General features: G+C 60.1%; 18 protein-coding genes. 11 read left to right on the plus strand and 7 right to left on the minus strand.

Features of this window, described 5'->3' with window-relative positions; all coding sequences use genetic code 11:
* Window positions 1-76 precede the first annotated feature (76 nt).
* The gene (gbcB, locus tag GTU76_RS18920) at window positions 77-1,177 is read left to right on the plus strand and encodes a glycine-betaine demethylase subunit GbcB (protein ID WP_007911227.1); all 1,101 of its coding nucleotides are present in this window, start codon (window positions 77-79) and stop codon (window positions 1,175-1,177) included.
* A 209-nt stretch (window positions 1,178-1,386) separates the two neighbouring features.
* Here gbcB and GTU76_RS18925 read toward each other — a convergent pair whose 3' ends face one another.
* Together GTU76_RS18925 and GTU76_RS18930 are read right to left on the minus strand one after the other, a co-directional pair.
* Window positions 1,387-2,211 carry an SDR family oxidoreductase gene (locus tag GTU76_RS18925; RefSeq protein ID WP_180699320.1) on the minus strand — a complete coding sequence of 275 codons (825 nt, stop codon included), beginning with the start codon at window positions 2,209-2,211 and terminating at the stop codon, window positions 1,387-1,389.
* Between the two features lie 84 nt (window positions 2,212-2,295).
* Complete coding sequence (locus GTU76_RS18930; RefSeq protein WP_007913115.1) at window positions 2,296-3,336, minus strand: threonine aldolase family protein; 1,041 nt, start codon at window positions 3,334-3,336, stop codon at window positions 2,296-2,298.
* Window positions 3,337-3,462: 126 nt separating this feature from the next.
* Here GTU76_RS18930 and GTU76_RS18935 point away from each other — a divergent pair, with 126 nt between their 5' ends.
* From GTU76_RS18935 to fdhA, 8 genes are all read left to right on the plus strand, one after another.
* Window positions 3,463-4,173 (plus strand): TraX family protein, encoded by a 711-nt coding sequence (locus GTU76_RS18935; protein ID WP_180699321.1) that lies wholly within the window; start codon window positions 3,463-3,465, stop codon window positions 4,171-4,173.
* Window positions 4,174-4,457: 284 nt separating this feature from the next.
* Window positions 4,458-5,711: a serine hydroxymethyltransferase gene (locus GTU76_RS18940; RefSeq protein ID WP_007913117.1), complete on the plus strand. Its 1,254-nt coding sequence runs from the start codon at window positions 4,458-4,460 to the stop codon at window positions 5,709-5,711.
* A 20-nt stretch (window positions 5,712-5,731) separates the two neighbouring features.
* Entirely contained in the window at window positions 5,732-6,982 is a 1,251-nt protein-coding gene (locus GTU76_RS18945; RefSeq protein ID WP_034155011.1) for a sarcosine oxidase subunit beta, read from the plus strand.
* A gap of 14 nt (window positions 6,983-6,996) precedes the next feature.
* Window positions 6,997-7,326, plus strand: coding sequence for a sarcosine oxidase subunit delta (locus tag GTU76_RS18950; protein WP_016986286.1), 330 nt, complete (start codon window positions 6,997-6,999; stop codon window positions 7,324-7,326).
* Window positions 7,323-10,340 (plus strand): sarcosine oxidase subunit alpha, encoded by a 3,018-nt coding sequence (locus tag GTU76_RS18955; protein WP_180699322.1) that lies wholly within the window; start codon window positions 7,323-7,325, stop codon window positions 10,338-10,340. Before GTU76_RS18950 ends, GTU76_RS18955 begins: the two co-directional genes overlap by 4 nt.
* A gap of 181 nt (window positions 10,341-10,521) precedes the next feature.
* Entirely contained in the window at window positions 10,522-11,154 is a 633-nt protein-coding gene (locus GTU76_RS18960; protein WP_180699323.1) for a sarcosine oxidase subunit gamma, read from the plus strand.
* A gap of 215 nt (window positions 11,155-11,369) precedes the next feature.
* Entirely contained in the window at window positions 11,370-12,227 is an 858-nt protein-coding gene (purU, locus tag GTU76_RS18965; RefSeq protein ID WP_008086918.1) for a formyltetrahydrofolate deformylase, read from the plus strand.
* Between the two features lie 175 nt (window positions 12,228-12,402).
* Complete coding sequence (gene fdhA, locus GTU76_RS18970; RefSeq protein WP_034155015.1) at window positions 12,403-13,602, plus strand: formaldehyde dehydrogenase, glutathione-independent; 1,200 nt, start codon at window positions 12,403-12,405, stop codon at window positions 13,600-13,602.
* A 56-nt stretch (window positions 13,603-13,658) separates the two neighbouring features.
* Here the strand turns inward: fdhA and GTU76_RS18975 are convergent, their stop codons facing one another.
* From GTU76_RS18975 to GTU76_RS18990, 4 genes are all read right to left on the minus strand, one after another.
* Window positions 13,659-13,889 (minus strand): cold-shock protein, encoded by a 231-nt coding sequence (locus tag GTU76_RS18975; protein WP_016983729.1) that lies wholly within the window; start codon window positions 13,887-13,889, stop codon window positions 13,659-13,661.
* A 69-nt stretch (window positions 13,890-13,958) separates the two neighbouring features.
* On the minus strand, window positions 13,959-14,144 hold the full coding sequence (locus GTU76_RS18980) for a hypothetical protein (protein ID WP_016983730.1): 186 nt from the start codon (window positions 14,142-14,144) through the stop codon (window positions 13,959-13,961).
* A gap of 441 nt (window positions 14,145-14,585) precedes the next feature.
* Window positions 14,586-15,260, minus strand: coding sequence for an anti-sigma factor (locus GTU76_RS18985; protein ID WP_175555500.1), 675 nt, complete (start codon window positions 15,258-15,260; stop codon window positions 14,586-14,588).
* Entirely contained in the window at window positions 15,257-15,892 is a 636-nt protein-coding gene (locus GTU76_RS18990) for an RNA polymerase sigma factor (protein WP_180699324.1), read from the minus strand. The genes GTU76_RS18985 and GTU76_RS18990 overlap by 4 nt, the downstream gene beginning before the upstream one ends.
* A gap of 150 nt (window positions 15,893-16,042) precedes the next feature.
* On the opposite strand from GTU76_RS18990, the gene GTU76_RS18995 reads away from it, so the two are divergent.
* Window positions 16,043-16,600, plus strand: coding sequence for a DUF2780 domain-containing protein (locus GTU76_RS18995; protein ID WP_007909995.1), 558 nt, complete (start codon window positions 16,043-16,045; stop codon window positions 16,598-16,600).
* 1 nt (window position 16,601) lies between these two features.
* Here the strand turns inward: GTU76_RS18995 and GTU76_RS19000 are convergent, their stop codons facing one another.
* A complete protein-coding gene (locus tag GTU76_RS19000) occupies window positions 16,602-17,489 on the minus strand; it encodes an acyltransferase (protein WP_180699325.1) in 888 nt (295 codons plus the stop codon).
* Between the two features lie 306 nt (window positions 17,490-17,795).
* On the opposite strand from GTU76_RS19000, the gene rloA2 reads away from it, so the two are divergent.
* Complete coding sequence (rloA2, locus tag GTU76_RS19005) at window positions 17,796-18,299, plus strand: retropepsin-like aspartic peptidase RloA2 (protein WP_007909997.1); 504 nt, start codon at window positions 17,796-17,798, stop codon at window positions 18,297-18,299.
* The last annotated feature ends 11 nt before the right edge of the window (window positions 18,300-18,310 follow it).

The raw sequence follows: 18,310 nt of genomic DNA on the forward strand, positions 1-18,310 counted from the left end.
CGGATAGGTAAACGGGCGGTTCGCGCTATACGCAGAATCGCCGACATGAGGCCGACAGTCGGCCGTGGAGAACAGCATGTCCAACAGCTTCCTGAATCCGGTCACCACCCAGACCTGGGCCAATGGCCGACACATCGTCCGTTGCGTCAAAGTCATCCAGGAAACCTGGGACGTGCGCACCTTCTGCTTTATGGCTGACCAGCCGATCCTGTTCTTCTTCAAGCCCGGGCAGTTCGTGACTCTGGAGCTGGAAATCGAAGGCCAGCCGATCATGCGCTCGTACACCATTTCCAGTTCGCCGTCGGTGCCGTACAGCTTTTCGGTGACGATCAAGCGCGTGCCGGGGGGCAAGGTCTCGAACTGGTTGCACGACACGCTGCATGAAGGGCAAGAGTTGGCGGTGCACGGGCCGGTCGGGCTGTTCAACGCCATCGACTTCCCGAGCCCGAAGGTGCTCTATCTCAGCGGCGGCGTGGGGATTACGCCGTGCATGTCGATGGCGCGCTGGTTCTACGACACCAACGCCAACGTCGACATGACCTTTATCCACAGCGCGCGCTCGCCGAAAGACATCATTTACCACCGCGAGCTGGAACACATGGCATCGCGGATCGACAACTTCAGCCTGCACCTGATCTGCGAGAAGCATGGCTTGGGCGAGCCGTGGGCCGGGTATCGCGGTTACCTGAATCACAAGATGCTTGAGCTGATGGTGCCGGACTTCCTTGAGCGCGAAGTGTTCTGCTGCGGCCCGACGCCTTATATGAATGCGGTCAAGCGGTTGCTGGAAGTGGCCGGTTATGACATGTCGCGTTATCACGAGGAGTCGTTTGGTGCGACGCCGCCGGAAGCTCGTGCTGATGCGGTGGAGCAGGCGGAGCAGGCAGCCGACGCGCCGGAAATCGATGCGGCGGATCTGCATCAGGTCGAGTTCACTTCGTCCGGCAAGAGTATTCGTGTGGCACCGGGCGAGACCGTGCATGCGGCGGCGGCCAAGCTTGGCTTGATGATTCCGAAAGCTTGCGGGATGGGGATTTGTGGGACGTGTAAGGTGTTGAAGCTGGGGGGCGAGGTGGAGATGGAGCACAACGGCGGGATTACCGAGGACGACGAGGCCGAAGGGTTTATTCTTTCGTGCTGCAGTGTGCCTAAAGGGGATGTGCGCATCGATTTCTGAGTGGGGCGAATTTTTGCGTACGGCTTGCCCCTCACCCCAGCCCTCTCCCAGAGGGAGAGGGGGCCGACGGAGGTGTCTGGCGTTCTGCATCGACCTGAATGACCTTATCGATTATGGATTCGGCAAAGCAGTTTCAGGTCGGCGTAATTCTCGAATATCCCCCAATCAGTCCCCTCTCCCTCTGGGAGAGGGCTAGGGTGAGGGGCTTTTCAGTCAACAAACAAATCCGGCACCAGTGCCGCGTCGCTTTCTCGATCAAAGCGATATTGATCGAACTCAGTCACGCCGCTCTCCCGCAAAATCTCCTCATCAATCAACAATCGCCCGGTAATCTGCCGTCCGCTGCTTCCCAAAATCACATGCGCCGCATCCGCCATAATCGCCGGCGTGCGCGCCTGCTTGAACGACTCGCGATTGCCCAGCTGAAACTCAATCGCCGCCGTGGCAATCATCGTCTGCGGCCACAGTGAATTGACGCTGATCCCGTACGCGGCAAATTCCTCGCTCATCCCCAGCGTCAGCATGCTCATGCCGTACTTGGTCACCGTGTACGGGCTGAATTGCGCAAACCACTTGCTCGCCAGATTCAGCGGCGGCGACAGGTTGAGAATGTGTCCGGCGGATTTCTTCAAATAGGGCAGGGCGGCCTGACTGCACAGCAACACCGCCCGGGTGTTGATCTGGTGCATCAGGTCGAAACGCTTGAGTTCGATGTGTTGCACGCCGGTCAACTTGATCGCCCCGGCGTTGTTCACCAGCGCATCGATGCCGCCGAAATGCTCGTTGGCCTGCGCAAGTGCCTGACGCACGGCGTCTTCATCACGCACATCCACCTGCAACGCCAAGGCCTTGCCGCCCGCGGCTTCGACTTCGGCGGCGACGCTGTGGATGGTGCCGGGCAGTTTGGCGTGGGCTTCGGCGCTTTTCGCCGCAATGACGATGTTGGCTCCGTCCTTCGCGGCACGCAGCGCAATCTCACGACCAATGCCACGGCTGGCGCCGGTGATGAACAGGGTTTTGCCTTGTAACGACATGCCGATGCTCCTGCTTATTGTTATGTGAGCGGAGGGCTCGACAGACAATGTAGACCAAGCAGAAGCACAACCCGTGTAGTCAGGTCAGGCGGACATGACTTCGCGGATGTCGCGCGCCAGTTCGCGGACGCGTTCTTCTTCGGTGTCCCAGGAACACATGAAGCGTGCGCCGCCCTTGCCGATGAAGGTGTAGAAGCGCCAGTTCTTCGCGGTCAGCGCGGCGATGGCCGGTTCCGACAGTTGCAGGAACACGCCGTTGGCCTGCACCGGGAACATCAGTTCGACGCCGGGAATGTCGCTGACCAGTTCTGCCAGCAGTTGCGCGCAGTGGTTGGCGTGGCGCGCATATTTCAGCCAGGCGTCGTTTTCGAGGATGCCGACCCACGGTGCCGAGAGGAAGCGCATTTTCGACGCCAGTTGCCCGGCCTGTTTGCAGCGGTAGTCGAAGTCCTCCGCCAGTTTGTGGTTGAAGAACAGGATCGCTTCACCCACGGCCATGCCGTTTTTCGTGCCGCCGAAGCACAGCACGTCAACGCCGGCCTTCCAGGTCAGATCCGCTGGCGAGCAGCCGAGGAACGCGCAGGCATTGGAGAAACGCGCGCCGTCCATGTGCAGGTGCAGGCCCAGCTCTTTGCAAGTCGCGCTGATGGCGCGGACTTCTTCCGGGGTGTAGACGCTGCCGACTTCGGTGGCTTGAGTCAGAGTCACGACGCGCGGTTTCGGATAGTGAATATCCTGACGCTTGAGCGCGACTTCGCGGATCGACTGCGGGGTGATCTTGCCGTTTTCGGTGCCGGCGATCAGCAGTTTCGAGCCGTTGGAAAAGAATTCCGGGGCGCCGCATTCGTCGGTTTCGACGTGGGCGGTTTCCGAGCAGATCACGCTGTGGTAACTCTGGCACAGCGACGACAGGGCCAGCGAGTTGGCGGCGGTGCCGTTGAAGGCGAAGAACACTTCGCAGTCGGTTTCGAACAATTGGCGGAAATGGTCGGCCGCGCGTGCGGTCCATTCATCGTCGCCATACGCGCGCTGGTGACCGTGGTTGGCCTGCTCCATCGCAGCCCAGGCTTCAGGGCAGATACCGGAGTAGTTGTCGCTGGCGAATTGTTGGCTCTTGTCGGTCATGGCCGGCTTCCGTGGTCGAGACTCTTGTGAAGGCTCGTGGTCAATGAGGGTGCGCACTTTACCGAAGATCTTCCGGGGAGCACACGGGATGTCACATTCAGGAAATTACCAGTTTGTAGGACGATTATGCACCTGAGCAAACGCGACGGCGCACTGGATCTGCTCAAGTGGCTGGCGCTGCTGTGCATGTTGCTCGATCACCTGCGATATGCCGGGTTCTCCGCCGATTGGCTGTACGTGCCGGGGCGGCTGGCGTTTCCGTGGTTTTGTCTGGCGATGGCGGCGAATCTTTCGCGCGATGGTTCGCGGAGGATGGAATGGCGGTATCTGGGGTGGTTGTTGCTGTTCAGTGCGGTGAGTGAAATTCCCTATCGGTTGTACATTCCTGAGCCCGATACGTTGAATGTGATGCCGACGCTGGCGCTGGGCTTGCTCGTGGCGCGTGGTTGGCAGGCCCCCTCGATCACGGCGCGATTGTTGGGTGTCGCCGCGCTGGTGCTGGCCGCCATGTTTCCGGAACGACTGATGTTTGGTTTCTTCGGGGTGTTGCTGCCGTTGGCGATGCTGCTGGTGTTTCGCCGTCCGTGGTATTTCAGCTTGCTGCCGGGTTTGATATGCCTCGCAGCGAACCAATGGCAAGTGCTGTACGACTCTGCAAGGTTCGGTAGCAGCGTCGCCATTCTTGGCATTGCCACCTGTCTGTTTGCGCCCACGCTCGGAATGTTCCTGTTGCGACATGCGCGACATCTCCAGCCGCCACCGATGCGGCGCTGGGCGTACGTCCTCTATCCCGCACATTTTCTCCTGCTACTCGCCGTCCGCCAACTTTTCACATAACCCTGTGGGAGCGAGCTTGCTCGCGAAAGCGGTGTATCAGCCAGCACTGATGCTGACTGACACGGCCTATTCGCGAGCAAGCTCGCTCCCACAGGGTTCTTCGTCATATTGAGGATTGTGTTTGTCAGGGCATTTCCGGCCATGTCGTAAACGCACCTTTGCGTGGCGCGCGCAGGCATTTGAGCTGTCTGCGCCGGTCATACCATCGGCATCAAAGGGCACTGCCGTGATTGCCAGTGCCTTACCGAGACGAATGGCGCACAGATGCCGCTGGGAGAGACGCGATGTTCAGCAAGCAAGACCAGATCCAGGGTTACGACGATGCACTGCTGGCGGCGATGAATGCCGAGGAGCAACGTCAGGAAGATCACATCGAGCTGATCGCGTCGGAGAACTACACCAGCAAACGCGTGATGCAAGCGCAAGGCAGCGGCCTGACCAACAAATACGCCGAAGGCTATCCGGGCAAGCGCTACTACGGTGGCTGCGAGCACGTCGATAAAGTCGAAGCACTGGCCATCGAACGCGCCAAGCAACTGTTCGGCGCCGATTACGCCAACGTTCAGCCGCACTCCGGTTCGTCGGCCAACAGCGCGGTGTACCTGGCGCTGATCCAGCCGGGCGACACCATCCTCGGCATGAGTCTGGCCCACGGTGGTCACCTGACCCACGGCGCTAAAGTCTCGTCCTCGGGCAAGCTCTACAACGCTGTGCAGTACGGCATCAACACCGACACCGGGCTGATCGATTACGACGAAGTCGAGCGTCTCGCCGTCGAATCCAAGCCGAAAATGATCGTCGCCGGTTTCTCCGCTTACTCGAAGACGCTGGACTTCCCGCGCTTCCGTCAGATCGCTGACAAGGTCGGCGCGCTGCTGTTCGTCGACATGGCCCACGTCGCCGGTCTGGTTGCCGCCGGTCTGTACCCGAACCCGCTGCCGTACGCCGACGTGGTCACCACCACCACGCACAAAACCCTGCGCGGCCCACGTGGCGGGCTGATCCTGGCCAAGTCCAACGAAGAGATCGAGAAGAAGCTCAACGCTGCTGTGTTCCCCGGCGCTCAGGGCGGCCCGCTGATGCACGTCATCGCCGGTAAAGCCGTGTGCTTCAAGGAAGCGCTGGAGCCTGGCTTCAAGGCGTATCAGCAACAAGTGATCGACAACGCTCAGGCGATGGCCAGCGTGTTTATCAAACGTGGCTACGATGTAGTGTCCGGCGGTACCGACAACCATTTGTTCCTGGTCAGCCTGATCCGTCAGGGCCTGACCGGCAAAGACGCCGACGCCGCCCTTGGCCGCGCGCACATCACCGTCAACAAGAACGCCGTGCCGAACGACCCGCAATCGCCGTTCGTGACCTCGGGCCTGCGCATCGGCACCCCGGCCGTCACTACCCGCGGTTTCAAGGTGACCCAGTGCGAAGTGTTGGCTGGCTGGATCTGCGACATCCTCGACAACCTCGGTGATGCCGATGTCGAGGCCAATGTTGCCCAGCAAGTGTCGGCCCTGTGCGCAGACTTCCCGGTTTATCGCTGAGTGTTCTGGAGTAACTGACTATGCAACGCTATTCGGGCTTCGGCCTCTTCAAACACTCCCTCAGCCACCACGAAAACTGGCAGCGCATGTGGCGCACGCCAACGCCGAAAAAGGTCTACGACGTGGTCATCGTCGGCGGCGGCGGGCACGGTCTGGCGACTGCCTACTACCTGGCGAAAGAGCACGGCATCACCAACGTCGCCGTGGTCGAGAAGGGCTGGCTGGGCGGCGGTAACACCGCGCGCAATACAACCATCGTGCGCTCCAACTACCTGTGGGACGAGTCGGCGCATCTTTACGAACACGCGATGAAATTGTGGGAAGGCCTGTCGCAGGATCTCAACTACAACGTGATGTTCTCCCAGCGTGGCGTTTACAACCTGTGCCACACCCTGCAGGACATTCGTGATTCCGAGCGTCGGGTCAGCGCCAACCGCCTCAACGGCGTCGATGGCGAACTGCTCAACGCCAAGCAAGTCGCTGACGAGATTCCGTACCTCGACTGCTCGAAAAATACTCGCTACCCAGTGTTGGGCGCGACTGTTCAGCGTCGCGGCGGCGTTGCCCGTCACGATGCCGTGGCCTGGGGCTTTGCCCGTGCCGCTGACGCCCTCGGTGTCGACTTGATCCAGCAGACCGAAGTGATCGGCTTCCGCAAGGAAAACGGCGTGTGCATCGGTGTGGAAACCAACAAGGGCTTCATCGGCGCCAAGCGCGTCGGCGTGGTCACGGCCGGTAACTCCGGGCACATGGCCAAACTCGCCGGTTTCCGTCTGCCGATCGAATCCCACCCGCTGCAAGCGCTGGTGTCCGAGCCGATCAAGCCGATTATCGACAGCGTGATCATGTCCAACGCCGTGCACGGTTACATCAGCCAGTCCGACAAGGGCGACCTGGTGATCGGCGCCGGTATCGACGGCTACAACGGCTACGGCCAGCGTGGTTCGTACCCGGTGATCGAACACACCATTCAGGCCATCGTCGAGATGTTCCCGGTGTTGTCGCGCGTACGCATGAACCGTCAGTGGGGCGGCATCGTCGACACCACGCCGGACGCTTGCCCGATCATTTCGAAAACCCCGGTACCGAACATGTTCTTCAACTGCGGTTGGGGCACCGGTGGCTTCAAGGCAACTCCTGGCTCGGGCAACGTGTTTGCCGCGAGTCTGGCCAAGGGTGAAATGCACCCGTTGGCCGCACCTTTCTCCATCGACCGTTTCCACAACGGTGCGTTGATCGATGAACACGGCGCTGCTGCGGTTGCCCACTAACAGGAGAAATCCCCATGTTGCATATCTTCTGTCCTCACTGCGGCGAACTGCGCTCCGAAGAGGAATTCCACGCATCCGGTCAGGCGCACATTCCGCGCCCGCTCGACCCTGGCGCCTGCACCGACGAGGAGTGGGGCGACTACATGTTTTTCCGCGATAACCCGCGCGGTCTGCACCACGAGCTGTGGGATCACGTCGCCGGTTGCCGTCAGTACTTCAACGTCACCCGCGACACCGTGACCTACGAGATTCTCGAAACCTACAAGATCGGCACCAAGCCGCAATTCACCGACAAGGCTGATACGGCGAAAACAGCCACGACGGCGCTGGGAGAGAAGGTATGAGCCAGACCAATCGCCTGTCCAACGGTGGACGGATCGACCGCAACAAAGTGCTGAGCTTCACCTTCAACGGTCAGAGCTACAAAGGCTTCGAGGGTGACTCGCTGGCCGCCGCGCTGATCGCCAACGGCGTCGACATTATTGGCCGCAGCTTCAAGTATTCGCGTCCTCGCGGCATCTTTGCTGCCGGTGCCGAAGAGCCGAACGCGGTACTGCAGATCGGCGCTACCGAAGCCACGCAGATTCCCAACGTGCGCGCCACGCAACAGGCGCTGTATCAAGGTCTGGTTGCGACCAGCACCAACGGTTGGCCGAGCGTCAACAACGACATGATGGGCATTCTCGGCAAGGTCGGCGGCAAGCTGATGCCGCCGGGTTTCTACTACAAAACCTTCATGTACCCGCAATCGTTCTGGATGACCTACGAGAAGTACATTCGCAAGGCAGCCGGTCTCGGCCGTTCGCCGACCGAGAACGATCCGGACACCTACGACTACATGAACCAGCACTGCGACGTGCTGATCGTCGGCGCCGGCCCTGCCGGTCTGGCGGCTGCACTGGCAGCGGCGCGCAGCGGTGCCCGAGTGATTCTGGCCGATGAGCAGGAAGAGTTCGGCGGCAGCCTGCTCGATTCCCGTGAAAGCCTCGACGGCAAACCGGCGATGGACTGGGTCGCCAGTGTCATCACGGAACTGAAGAACACCCCGGACGTGCTGCTGTTGCCGCGCGCCACGGTCAACGGTTACCACGACCACAACTTCCTGACCATTCACGAACGCCTCACCGATCACCTCGGTGACCGTGCGCCAATCGGTCAGGTGCGTCAGCGTATTCACCGTGTCCGCGCCAAGCGCGTCGTGCTGGCGACCGGTGCTTGCGAGCGTCCGCTGGTTTACGGCAACAACGACGTGCCGGGCAACATGCTCGCCGGTGCGGTGTCGACTTACGTGCGCCGTTATGGCGTAGCACCGGGCAAGAAGCTCGTTCTTTCGACCAACAACGATCACGCTTATCGTGTCGCTCTGGATTGGCTCGACGCCAGTCTGCAAGTGGTGGCCATCGCCGATGCGCGCAGCAATCCGCGTGGTGCACTGGTAGAAGAAGCGCGTGCCAAAGGCATCCGCATCCTCACCGGCAGCGCCGTGATCGAAGCCCGTGGCAGCAAGCGTGTCACCGCTGCCCGCGTTGCCGCGATCGATGTCAAAGCGCACGCCGTGACCAGCCCGGGCGAATGGCTCGACTGCGATGTGATCGCCAGCTCCGGCGGTTACAGCCCGGTGGTTCACTTGGCTTCGCACCTCGGTGGAAAGCCGACCTGGCGTGAAGACATCCTCGGTTTCGTACCGGGCGAAGCACCGCAGAAACGCGTGTGCGTCGGTGGCATCAACGGTGTTTACGGTCTCGGCGATTCGTTGGCCGATGGTTTTGAAGGTGGCGTGCGCGCTGCTGCTGAAGCCGGTTTTCAGACCGTCGAAGGCGTACTGCCGAAAGCCCTCAGCCGTCACGAAGAACCGACGCTGGCGCTGTTCCAGGTGCCGCATGAAAAGAACACCGCACGGGCGCCGAAGCAATTTGTCGACCTGCAAAACGACGTGACCGCTGCAGCGATTGAACTGGCAACTCGTGAAGGTTTCGAGTCGGTCGAGCACGTCAAACGCTACACCGCGCTGGGCTTCGGCACCGATCAGGGCAAGCTCGGCAACGTCAACGGTCTGGCCATCGCCGCTCGCTCGCTGAACGTGACCATCCCGCAGATGGGCACCACGATGTTCCGCCCGAACTACACGCCGGTAACTTTCGGCGCCGTCGCCGGCCGTCACTGTGGGCACATCTTCGAACCGGTGCGTCACACCGCGCTGCATGCCTGGCATGTGAAGAATGGCGCCGAGTTTGAAGACGTCGGTCAGTGGAAGCGTCCGTGGTACTTCCCGAAAAACGGTGAAGACCTGCATACCGCTGTGAAGCGCGAATGCAAAGCCGTGCGCGACAGCGTCGGCCTGCTCGATGCCTCGACCCTCGGCAAGATCGACATTCAAGGCCCGGATGCCCGCGAGTTCCTCAACCGCGTGTACACCAACGCCTGGACCAAGCTCGACGTGGGCAAGGCTCGCTACGGTTTGATGTGCAAAGAAGACGGCATGGTCTTCGACGACGGTGTCACGGCGTGCCTGGCCGACAACCATTTCGTCATGACCACCACCACCGGCGGCGCGGCTCGCGTGCTGCAATGGCTGGAGCTGTACCACCAGACCGAATGGCCGGACATGAAGGTCTACTTCACTTCCGTCACCGACCACTGGGCGACCATGACCCTGTCCGGGCCGAACAGCCGCAAGCTGCTCAGCGCCGTGACCGACATTGATCTGAGCAACGAAGCGTTCCCGTTCATGACCTGGAAAGAAGGTCTGGTCGGCGACGTGCCGGCGCGGGTGTTCCGTATCTCGTTCACCGGTGAACTGTCGTACGAAGTCAACGTCCAGGCCGATTACGCGATGGGCGTGCTGGAGAAAATCGTCGAGGCCGGCAAGCAGTACAACCTGACCCCGTACGGCACTGAAACCATGCACGTCCTGCGTGCCGAGAAGGGTTTCATCATCGTTGGCCAGGACACTGACGGCTCGATGACCCCGGACGACTTGAACATGGGCTGGTGTGTGGGTCGCACCAAACCGTTCTCGTGGATCGGCCAGCGTGGCATGAACCGTGAAGACTGCGTGAAGGATCAGCGTAAGCAGCTGGTCGGGCTGAAGCCGATCGATCCGAACGTGTGGCTGCCGGAAGGTGCGCAGTTGGTGTTCAACACCAAGCAGGCGATTCCGATGACCATGGTCGGCCACGTGACTTCCAGTTACGCGCACAACTCCCTCGGTTATTCGTTTGCCATGGGTGTGGTCAAGGGCGGTCTGAAGCGCCTCGGTGAGCGGGTGTTTGCACCGCTGGCCGATGGCAGCGTGATCGAGGCGGAAATCGTGTCTTCGGTGTTCTTTGATCCGAAGGGTGATCGCCAGAACATCTGACAGCTTCGAGCTCTGTGGGGTGGCGGATATCGCCTTCGCGAGCAAGCTCGCTCCCACAGGTTCTGGGTTGTTAATGGGATTTGTGTCAGGCATCAGTCCAGTGTGGGAGCGAGCTTGCTCGCGAAGGCGGAGTCACAGCCACCACAAGGGCCGGAACCAACAGAATTGATAAAGGTGCTTTATGACCACAGCCAATGTTTACCAACAACGCCCAACCACCGGGGCCCGTGCCGAGTCGTCGCTGCACCATGCCGACCTCGCCAGCCTGGTCGGCAAGGGCCGCAAGAACGCCGGCGTGATCGTGCGTGAGAAAAAACTCCTCGGCCACCTGACCATCCGTGGCGATGGCCACGATGCCGCGTTCGCCGCCGGTGTCCACAAGGCCCTGGGCATCGAACTGCCCGGCGCGCTGAGCGTTATCGTCAAAGGCGAAACCAGCCTGCAATGGATGGGCCCGGACGAGTGGCTGCTGATCGTGCCAAGCGGTGAAGAGTTCGCTGCCGAACAGAAACTGCGCGAAGCGCTGGGCGATCGGCACATCGCAATCGTCAACGTCAGCGGCGGCCAGCAAGTGCTCGAATTGAGCGGGCCGAACGTACGTCAGGTGCTGATGAAATCCACCAGCTACGACGTGCACCCGAACAACTTCCCGGTCGGTAAAGCGGTCGGCACGGTGTTCGCCAAATCGCAGCTGATGATTCGCCATACCGCTGAAGACACCTGGGAATTGCTGATTCGTCGTAGCTTTTCGGATTACTGGTGGTTGTGGTTGCAGGATGCTTCGGCTGAGTACGGGTTGAGCGTTCAGGCCTGAAAGATCAAGAGCTACCCCCTCACCCCAGCCCTCTCCCCCTGGGGGAAAGGGAGCCGATCTCGGGTGTTTTTGTGATCTATATTCACCCGCGATATTTCAGGTCGGCGTAGCTCGAAACAACACCTCGGTCAGTCCCCTCTACCTCCGGGAGAGGGCTAGGGTGAGGGGGGGAAATCCCCCTGACACCCCGCACAAAGAACAGGAGTCACCGCACCATGAGCCGCGCCCCAGACACATGGATTCTGACCGCCGACTGCCCCAGCGTCCTCGGCACCGTGGACGCGGTGACGCGTTTTCTGTTCGAGCAGGGCTGCTACGTCACCGAGCACCACTCGTTCGATGACCGTCTCTCCGGGCGTTTCTTCATTCGCGTGGAATTCCGCCAGCCCGACGGTTTCGACGAACAATCCTTCCGCGCAGGCTTAGCCGAACGCGGTCAGGCCTTCGGCATGATCTTCGAGCTGACCGCGCCGAACTACCGGCCAAAAGTGGTGATCATGGTTTCCAAGGCCGATCACTGCCTCAACGATCTGCTCTACCGCCAGCGCATCGGCCAGTTGTCGATGGACGTCGCGGCGGTAGTCTCCAATCACCCGGATTTGAAACCGCTGGCCGACTGGCACCAGATTCCCTACTACCATTTCCCCCTCGACCCCAACGACAAGCCGTCGCAGGAGCGTCAGGTGTGGCAGGTGATCGAAGAGTCCGGCGCCGAACTGGTGATCCTCGCCCGCTACATGCAGGTACTGTCACCGGAGCTGTGCCGCAAGCTCGATGGCAAGGCGATCAACATTCATCACTCGCTGTTGCCGGGTTTCAAGGGCGCCAAGCCGTATCACCAGGCGTACAACAAGGGTGTGAAACTGGTGGGCGCGACGGCGCATTACATCAATAACGATCTGGATGAAGGGCCGATCATTGCTCAAGGCGTCGAGGCGGTGGATCACAGTCATTACCCCGAGGATCTGATTGCCAAGGGGCGCGATATTGAAGGCCTGACTCTGGCGCGGGCGGTTGGGTATCACATTGAGCGGAGGGTGTTTCTCAACGCCAATCGCACGGTCGTTCTTTAGATAGCTATCGCGAGCAGGCTCACTCCTACAAGGGGTACGCATTCCAGTGTAGGAGTGAGCCTGCTCGCGATAGGGCCATAACTGACAACGCAAAACCAACAAGCACTACCCGAGCACTCAACGCGCTGCCTGCCTGGGCATCGCGGTTCCATAAAAACAACAGCGAGGTGAAAGCATGTCTGGCAATCGTGGTGTGGTGTATCTCGGCGCTGGCAAGGTCGAAGTACAGAAAATCGACTATCCGAAAATGCAGGACCCGCGCGGTCGCAAGATCGAGCACGGGGTCATTCTCAAAGTGGTTTCCACCAATATCTGCGGCTCCGACCAACACATGGTGCGCGGCCGTACCACGGCGCAGACCGGTCTGGTCCTGGGCCACGAGATCACCGGCGAGGTGATCGAAAAAGGCTCCGACGTCGAAAACCTGAAAATCGGCGACCTGGTCTCCGTACCGTTCAACGTGGCTTGCGGGCGCTGCCGTTCCTGCAAGGAGCAACACACCGGCGTCTGCCTGACCGTCAACCCGGCCCGTGCCGGTGGCGCTTACGGCTACGTCGACATGGGCGACTGGACCGGTGGTCAAGCCGAGTACGTGCTGGTGCCGTACGCCGACTTCAACCTGCTGAAACTGCCGGATCGCGACAAGGCCATGGAGAAAATCCGCGACCTGACCTGCCTCTCCGACATCCTCCCGACCGGTTACCACGGTGCGGTCACGGCGGGCGTTGGCCCGGGCAGTACCGTGTACATTGCCGGCGCCGGTCCGGTCGGTCTGGCCGCCGCTGCCTCTGCGCGTTTGCTCGGTGCGGCGGTGGTGATCGTCGGCGACGTCAACACCATCCGCTTGGCTCACGCCAAATCCCAGGGTTTTGAAATCGTCGACCTGTCCAAGGACACGCCGCTGCACGAACAGATCGCCGCACTGCTCGGCGAGCCGGAAGTGGATTGCGCGGTGGACTGCGTCGGCTTCGAAGCACGCGGCCACGGCCACGACGGCGTGAAAGCCGAGGCTCCCGCCACCGTGCTCAACTCACTGATGGGCGTGGTGCGTGTCGCCGGCAAGATCGGTATTCCGGGCCTGTACGTCACTGAAGATCCGGGCGCCGTGGATGCCGCCGCGAAAATGGGCAGCCTGAGCATTCGCTTCGGTCTGGGCTGGGCCAAGTCGCACAGCTTCCACACCGGGCAGACCCCAGTGATGAAGTACAACCGTCAGTTGATGCAGGCGATCATGTGGGATCGCATCAACATCGCCGAAGTGGTGGGCGTGCAAGTGATCAGCCTCGATCAGGCACCGGAAGGGTATGGCGAGTTCGATGCGGGCGTGCCGAAGAAGTTTGTGATTGATCCGCATAAGTTGTTCAGTGCGGCGTAACGTTTAAGCGCAATACAAAACGGCGACCTCAGGGTCGCCGTTTTTTTGTTTATGGTTCATTCAGGGCGGACTTGCTCGGCTTGTAGTCCTTTTTGCCCCTTTTCTTCAACGAAAGAAACTTTTTGCCCTTCTTTTAAGGATTTGAATCCATCGGATTCGATCGCCTTGAAATGGACGAAGAGGTCATCACCGCCACCGTCCGGTGTAATAAAACCAAAGCCTTTTTCGTCGTTAAACCATTTAACCGTGCCGTTTTTTCTTGGTTTTCCGCTTGATGCTTGTGTCATGTCCTTGCTTCCTGTCTATTTATGAAGAACTTCATTTCACACATGTTGCCGTATTGATTTTCCAGCCTGTCAGTCGTCTTCGATTTGAATGTTTACCGCGTAGTTTTTTCCGTTATCACCGCGCTTAAGGTCATAAGTAACCTTCTGCCCCGCTTTGATGTGTTTGATGATCGGATCGTCCGGGCTGATGCAAAAGATGATCGGTGGGACATCTGATTCGAGCAGTTGATCGAGCGGACTGAGTTGCTTTTCCATCACCGTATCTCCCGTTGAATGACCGTTAATTGCACCTCGCTTTCTTCGAACAATTGACACACCAGCAGCCTATTCCAGCCCGGATCGCTGGACACCTGTCAGATCTGACAGGTGTCCAGTTCTTTTTGAAATATTGATTTTCACGACAAGCAATTAACGATCTAAAAAAGATCGCCATCGGTTGTTTCGCGGGTTTGAGGTCCTGTGGGAGCTTCGATGCGGGCGTGCCGAAGAAGTTTGTGATTGATCAAAAGCTACCCTCACCCCAGCCCTCTCCCCGAGGGAGAGGGGGCCGACCGAGGTGTCTTGCGTCGTATATCGACCTGAAAGATCGAGTCGACTATGGATTCAACGCAAGTCTTCCACGTCGGCGTATTGCGTCAATATCCCTCGGTCAGTCCCCTCTCCCTCTGGGAGAGGGCTAGGGTGAGGGGCTTTGCTTTACAGGCCCGCCAAGGCCCCTTGGTACAACACCGGTCCAGTCGGCTGCCCGGTCGGCGAACCACCTTTAGGCTCAAGACTTACTGCCAGCGCAATCGGTTTACCGATCAACGCTTTCTGCACCTCGTTCAGCTCAACCTTGCCTTTGCCCCCCGCCGGAATCACCCCCAGCGAGATCGGTTTTCCATCAGCCGGAATCGCCCACAGTTCAAGGCTGCGATCCGCATCAACCGCCGCCAGCGTCAGCGGCTCGACCTGCAGATAATCCGCATGCGCTTCGACCTTCAGCGCCGGTTGCGCATCGGCGGTCAGCAGGGTGGCGCGGTAGCGGGCGTCGTCGCGGTTGTACAGCGAGCCGAGGAAGACCAGCAACACGATCGAACACAGCGCAGCGGTAACCCGTAGCCAGTTCCAGAACGGCCGCTTCTCGGGCACATGCAGCACTTGCGGTTCGATCCGCGCGGTAATGCCTTGCCACACTCGGTCGGGCACGGGATGTTCCGGCAGCGCTTCGGTGAGAGAGGCGAGGCTTTCCTGCCATTGCGCCAGTTCAGCTCGCAACACAGCGTCGTCCAGCAGCAATTGTTCAAACCGCCGCCGCGCAGGCGCAGCCATCAACCCGATCGCGTAATCGGCAGCTAGGGCGCGGCGTAGGGCTGGGGTCTGGTAGTTCATGATTCAAGGCACCGACGCAGACGTTCCAGGCCACGGCGAATCCACGACTTCACCGTGCCCAGCGGCGTGGCCAGGTGTTCGGCCAGTTCCGTGCATGACAATCCCTGAAAGTAGGCCACGGTGATCGATTGGCGCTGCATGCTTTCAAGGGTGTCCAGACAGCGGTTCAACGTCTGAGCCTCGCGGGCGCTGTTCAACTGATCATGCGCTGAAGGACTCTCGTCCGGCAGGGCGTCCTGTTCGAGATCAGTCAGCGGCCGGTCACGGTGTTTGCGCAATTGATCGATGGCCTGATTGCGAGTGATGTTGATCATCCACGTCAACGGCGCCGACAGGTGCGCTTCGTAGCGCGAGGCGTTGTTCCAGATGCGCACGAAGCTTTCCTGCAGCACTTCCTCGGCCAGATCGGTGCGGCCCATAAAACGCAGGGCCACGCCGTGCAGACGCGGGCCGACGCTGCGGTACAGCGTTTCGAAGGCGCGACGATCACCCAGTGCACACTGGGCCAGCAGCTGTCGCAGCTGATCGGTGTCGGCGATGGAAATGACGACTCTCCAGGCAAAGGTCGAGCGACGAGGGCTGGGCTCGGACTGTTCACAGGCTAGTTCAGCGACAGCGGTTGTGCCATTCATCGCGAGGGTGTCCGGGATTTCACGTTTTATATACGCAGGCCGGATGAATATGGATGCGCCGCGCCGGAACATGCCGGCGGATACCCGGTCAAACCGGCAGTTTCACTGCCCGTTCAACGGGTGGTTTTCACAGCGCAAGAGGATGTCTGAATGAAGATTTCACGCGGTATTGCCTTGGCTTCACTGATGACCCTTGCGGCCAGCCCGGTGTTCGCCGGTTTCAGTCTGGACGACGTGACCAAGGCGGCTTCGAGCATGCAGGGTGGCAACGCTGCCACCGCCGCCGCACCGACCTCGGAAACCGCCGGTCTGCTGCAAGCCGTCACTGGCCTGGGCGTTACCCCGCAGCAAGCCGTCGGCGGCACCAGTGCGATGCTGGGCCTGGCAAAGAACCAATTGAGCAGCACCGATTATTCGCAGTTGGCCAAAGAGGTGCCGGGCATCGACAAGCTGTCGGGCGGTAGCGGCAATCTGGCGGCGTTGAGCGGGTTGCTCGGTCAGTCCGGTAAATCAGCCGGTCTGGAAAATGCGCTGGGCAACGTCAAGGACACCAATGACCTGAACAATGCCTTTGGTGCCTTGGGCATGGACAGCGGCATGGTCGGCCAGTTTGCCCCGGTGCTGCTCAAGTATCTGGGTGATCAGGGCGTTGGCGGCCCGCTGCTGCAAAGCCTGGGCAGCATCTGGGGCGCTGGCACCGGTAGCTGATTCAGCGGCGCTCGCTGCGCAGTTCGGCGATGCGCTGATCCTTCTCGTTCCAGAGCTGGTTGACCCAGCTCTGGACCGTCTGGCGAAACGCCGGATCATTCTCGTAATCGCCCTGCCACAACGCCGGGTCGAGGTCGCGGGTCTTGATATCAACGATCACGCGCGGCACGTTGCCGCTGATCAAATCCCAGAAACCCGGGATTTTCGCCTGTGGATAAACCACCGTCACATCGAGAATCGCATCCAGTTGTTCACCCATCGCCGCCAACACGAACGCTACGCCGCCAGCCTTGGGCTTGAGCAAGTGGTTGAACGGTGATTGCTGCTGCGCGCTTTTCGCAGCGGTGTAGCGCGTACCTTCCAGATAATTGACCACGGTCACTGGCTGACGCTTGAACAGCTCGCAGGCCTGCTTGGTGATTTCCAGATCCTTGCCGGCCAGCTCCGGGTGCTTCGCCAGGAATGCCTTGGTGTAGCGCTTCATGAACGGGTAATCCAGCGCCCACCACGCCAGCCCCAGAAACGGTACCCAGATCAGTTCTTTCTTGAGGAAGAATTTGAAGAACGGCGTGCGCCGGTTCAGCGTCTGGATCAGCGCCGGAATGTCGACCCACGACTGATGGTTGCTGACCACCAGATACGAGGTGTCGCCGCGTAAATCTTCGCCGCCGCGAATGTCCCATTGGGTGGGGATGCACAGGCGGAAAATCAGCTTGTCGATCTCGGCCCAGGTCTCGGCGATCCACATTACCGCGCCCGACGCGTAATCGCGCCAGCGGCCCGGCGCGACCAGTTTGAGCAGGGCGAAGACCAGCAACGGCCCGATCAGGATCAGGGTGTTGAGCAACAGCAGCAGGGTGACGAAACAGCCGGTGAGCAGGCGGCGCATAAGCAACTCTTTGCAAACGGATGGGCGCGTCATGATAAGCAGCTTCGCGCGGCAGGCCAAATCGCTGGTGACGAATGTTTCACTTTTGGCTGGGTATGCTTTGCTCAAGCGCTGTGTTGAATGTGCTGGCCTCTTCGCGAGCAGGCTCGCTCCCACTCTGGATTCAGGTGCATTAAAAATGTGTGCTCAGTACAAAACCCTGTTGGAGCGAGCCTGCTCGCGAAAGCAATTTCAAGGCGAACGAATGAATCAATGGGTGTCTAAAATCCCAGTCTGCCGCCCTCATTTTCCAAGGAAGCCCCTTACGTGAAATCCCTCCTTGCACTGTTTGCCCTCGTCGCCCTGCCGGTCATGGCCGCCGAGCCGACCCTGTACGGGCGCTACGAATACATCGCGCTGCCGGAAATCGGCGGTGAAGTGCTCAAGGCCAAGATGGACACCGGCGCACTGACCGCCTCGCTGTCGGCCAAAGACATCGAGACCTTCACCCGTGATGGCGACGAATGGGTGCGGTTCCGCCTCGGCACCAAGGACGCCAGCAACAAGGTCTACGAACACAAGGTCGCGCGCATCAGCAAGATCAAGAGCCGTTCGGATGAAGAAGACGAGGGCGAAAGCACCGAAGTCGCCAAGCGCCCGGTGGTCGATCTGGAGCTGTGCCTGGGTAACGTCAAGCGTACCGTTGAGGTCAACCTGACCGACCGCAGCAACTTCAATTACCCGTTGCTGATCGGTGCCAAAGCCTTGCGTGAATTCGGCGCGGCAGTGAACCCGGCGCGGCGCTTCACGGCTGACAAGCCGGACTGCTGAGCCAAGTGGTC

The organism is Pseudomonas crudilactis (assembly GCF_013433315.1).
In the GTDB taxonomy this organism is placed as follows: domain Bacteria; phylum Pseudomonadota; class Gammaproteobacteria; order Pseudomonadales; family Pseudomonadaceae; genus Aquipseudomonas; species Aquipseudomonas crudilactis.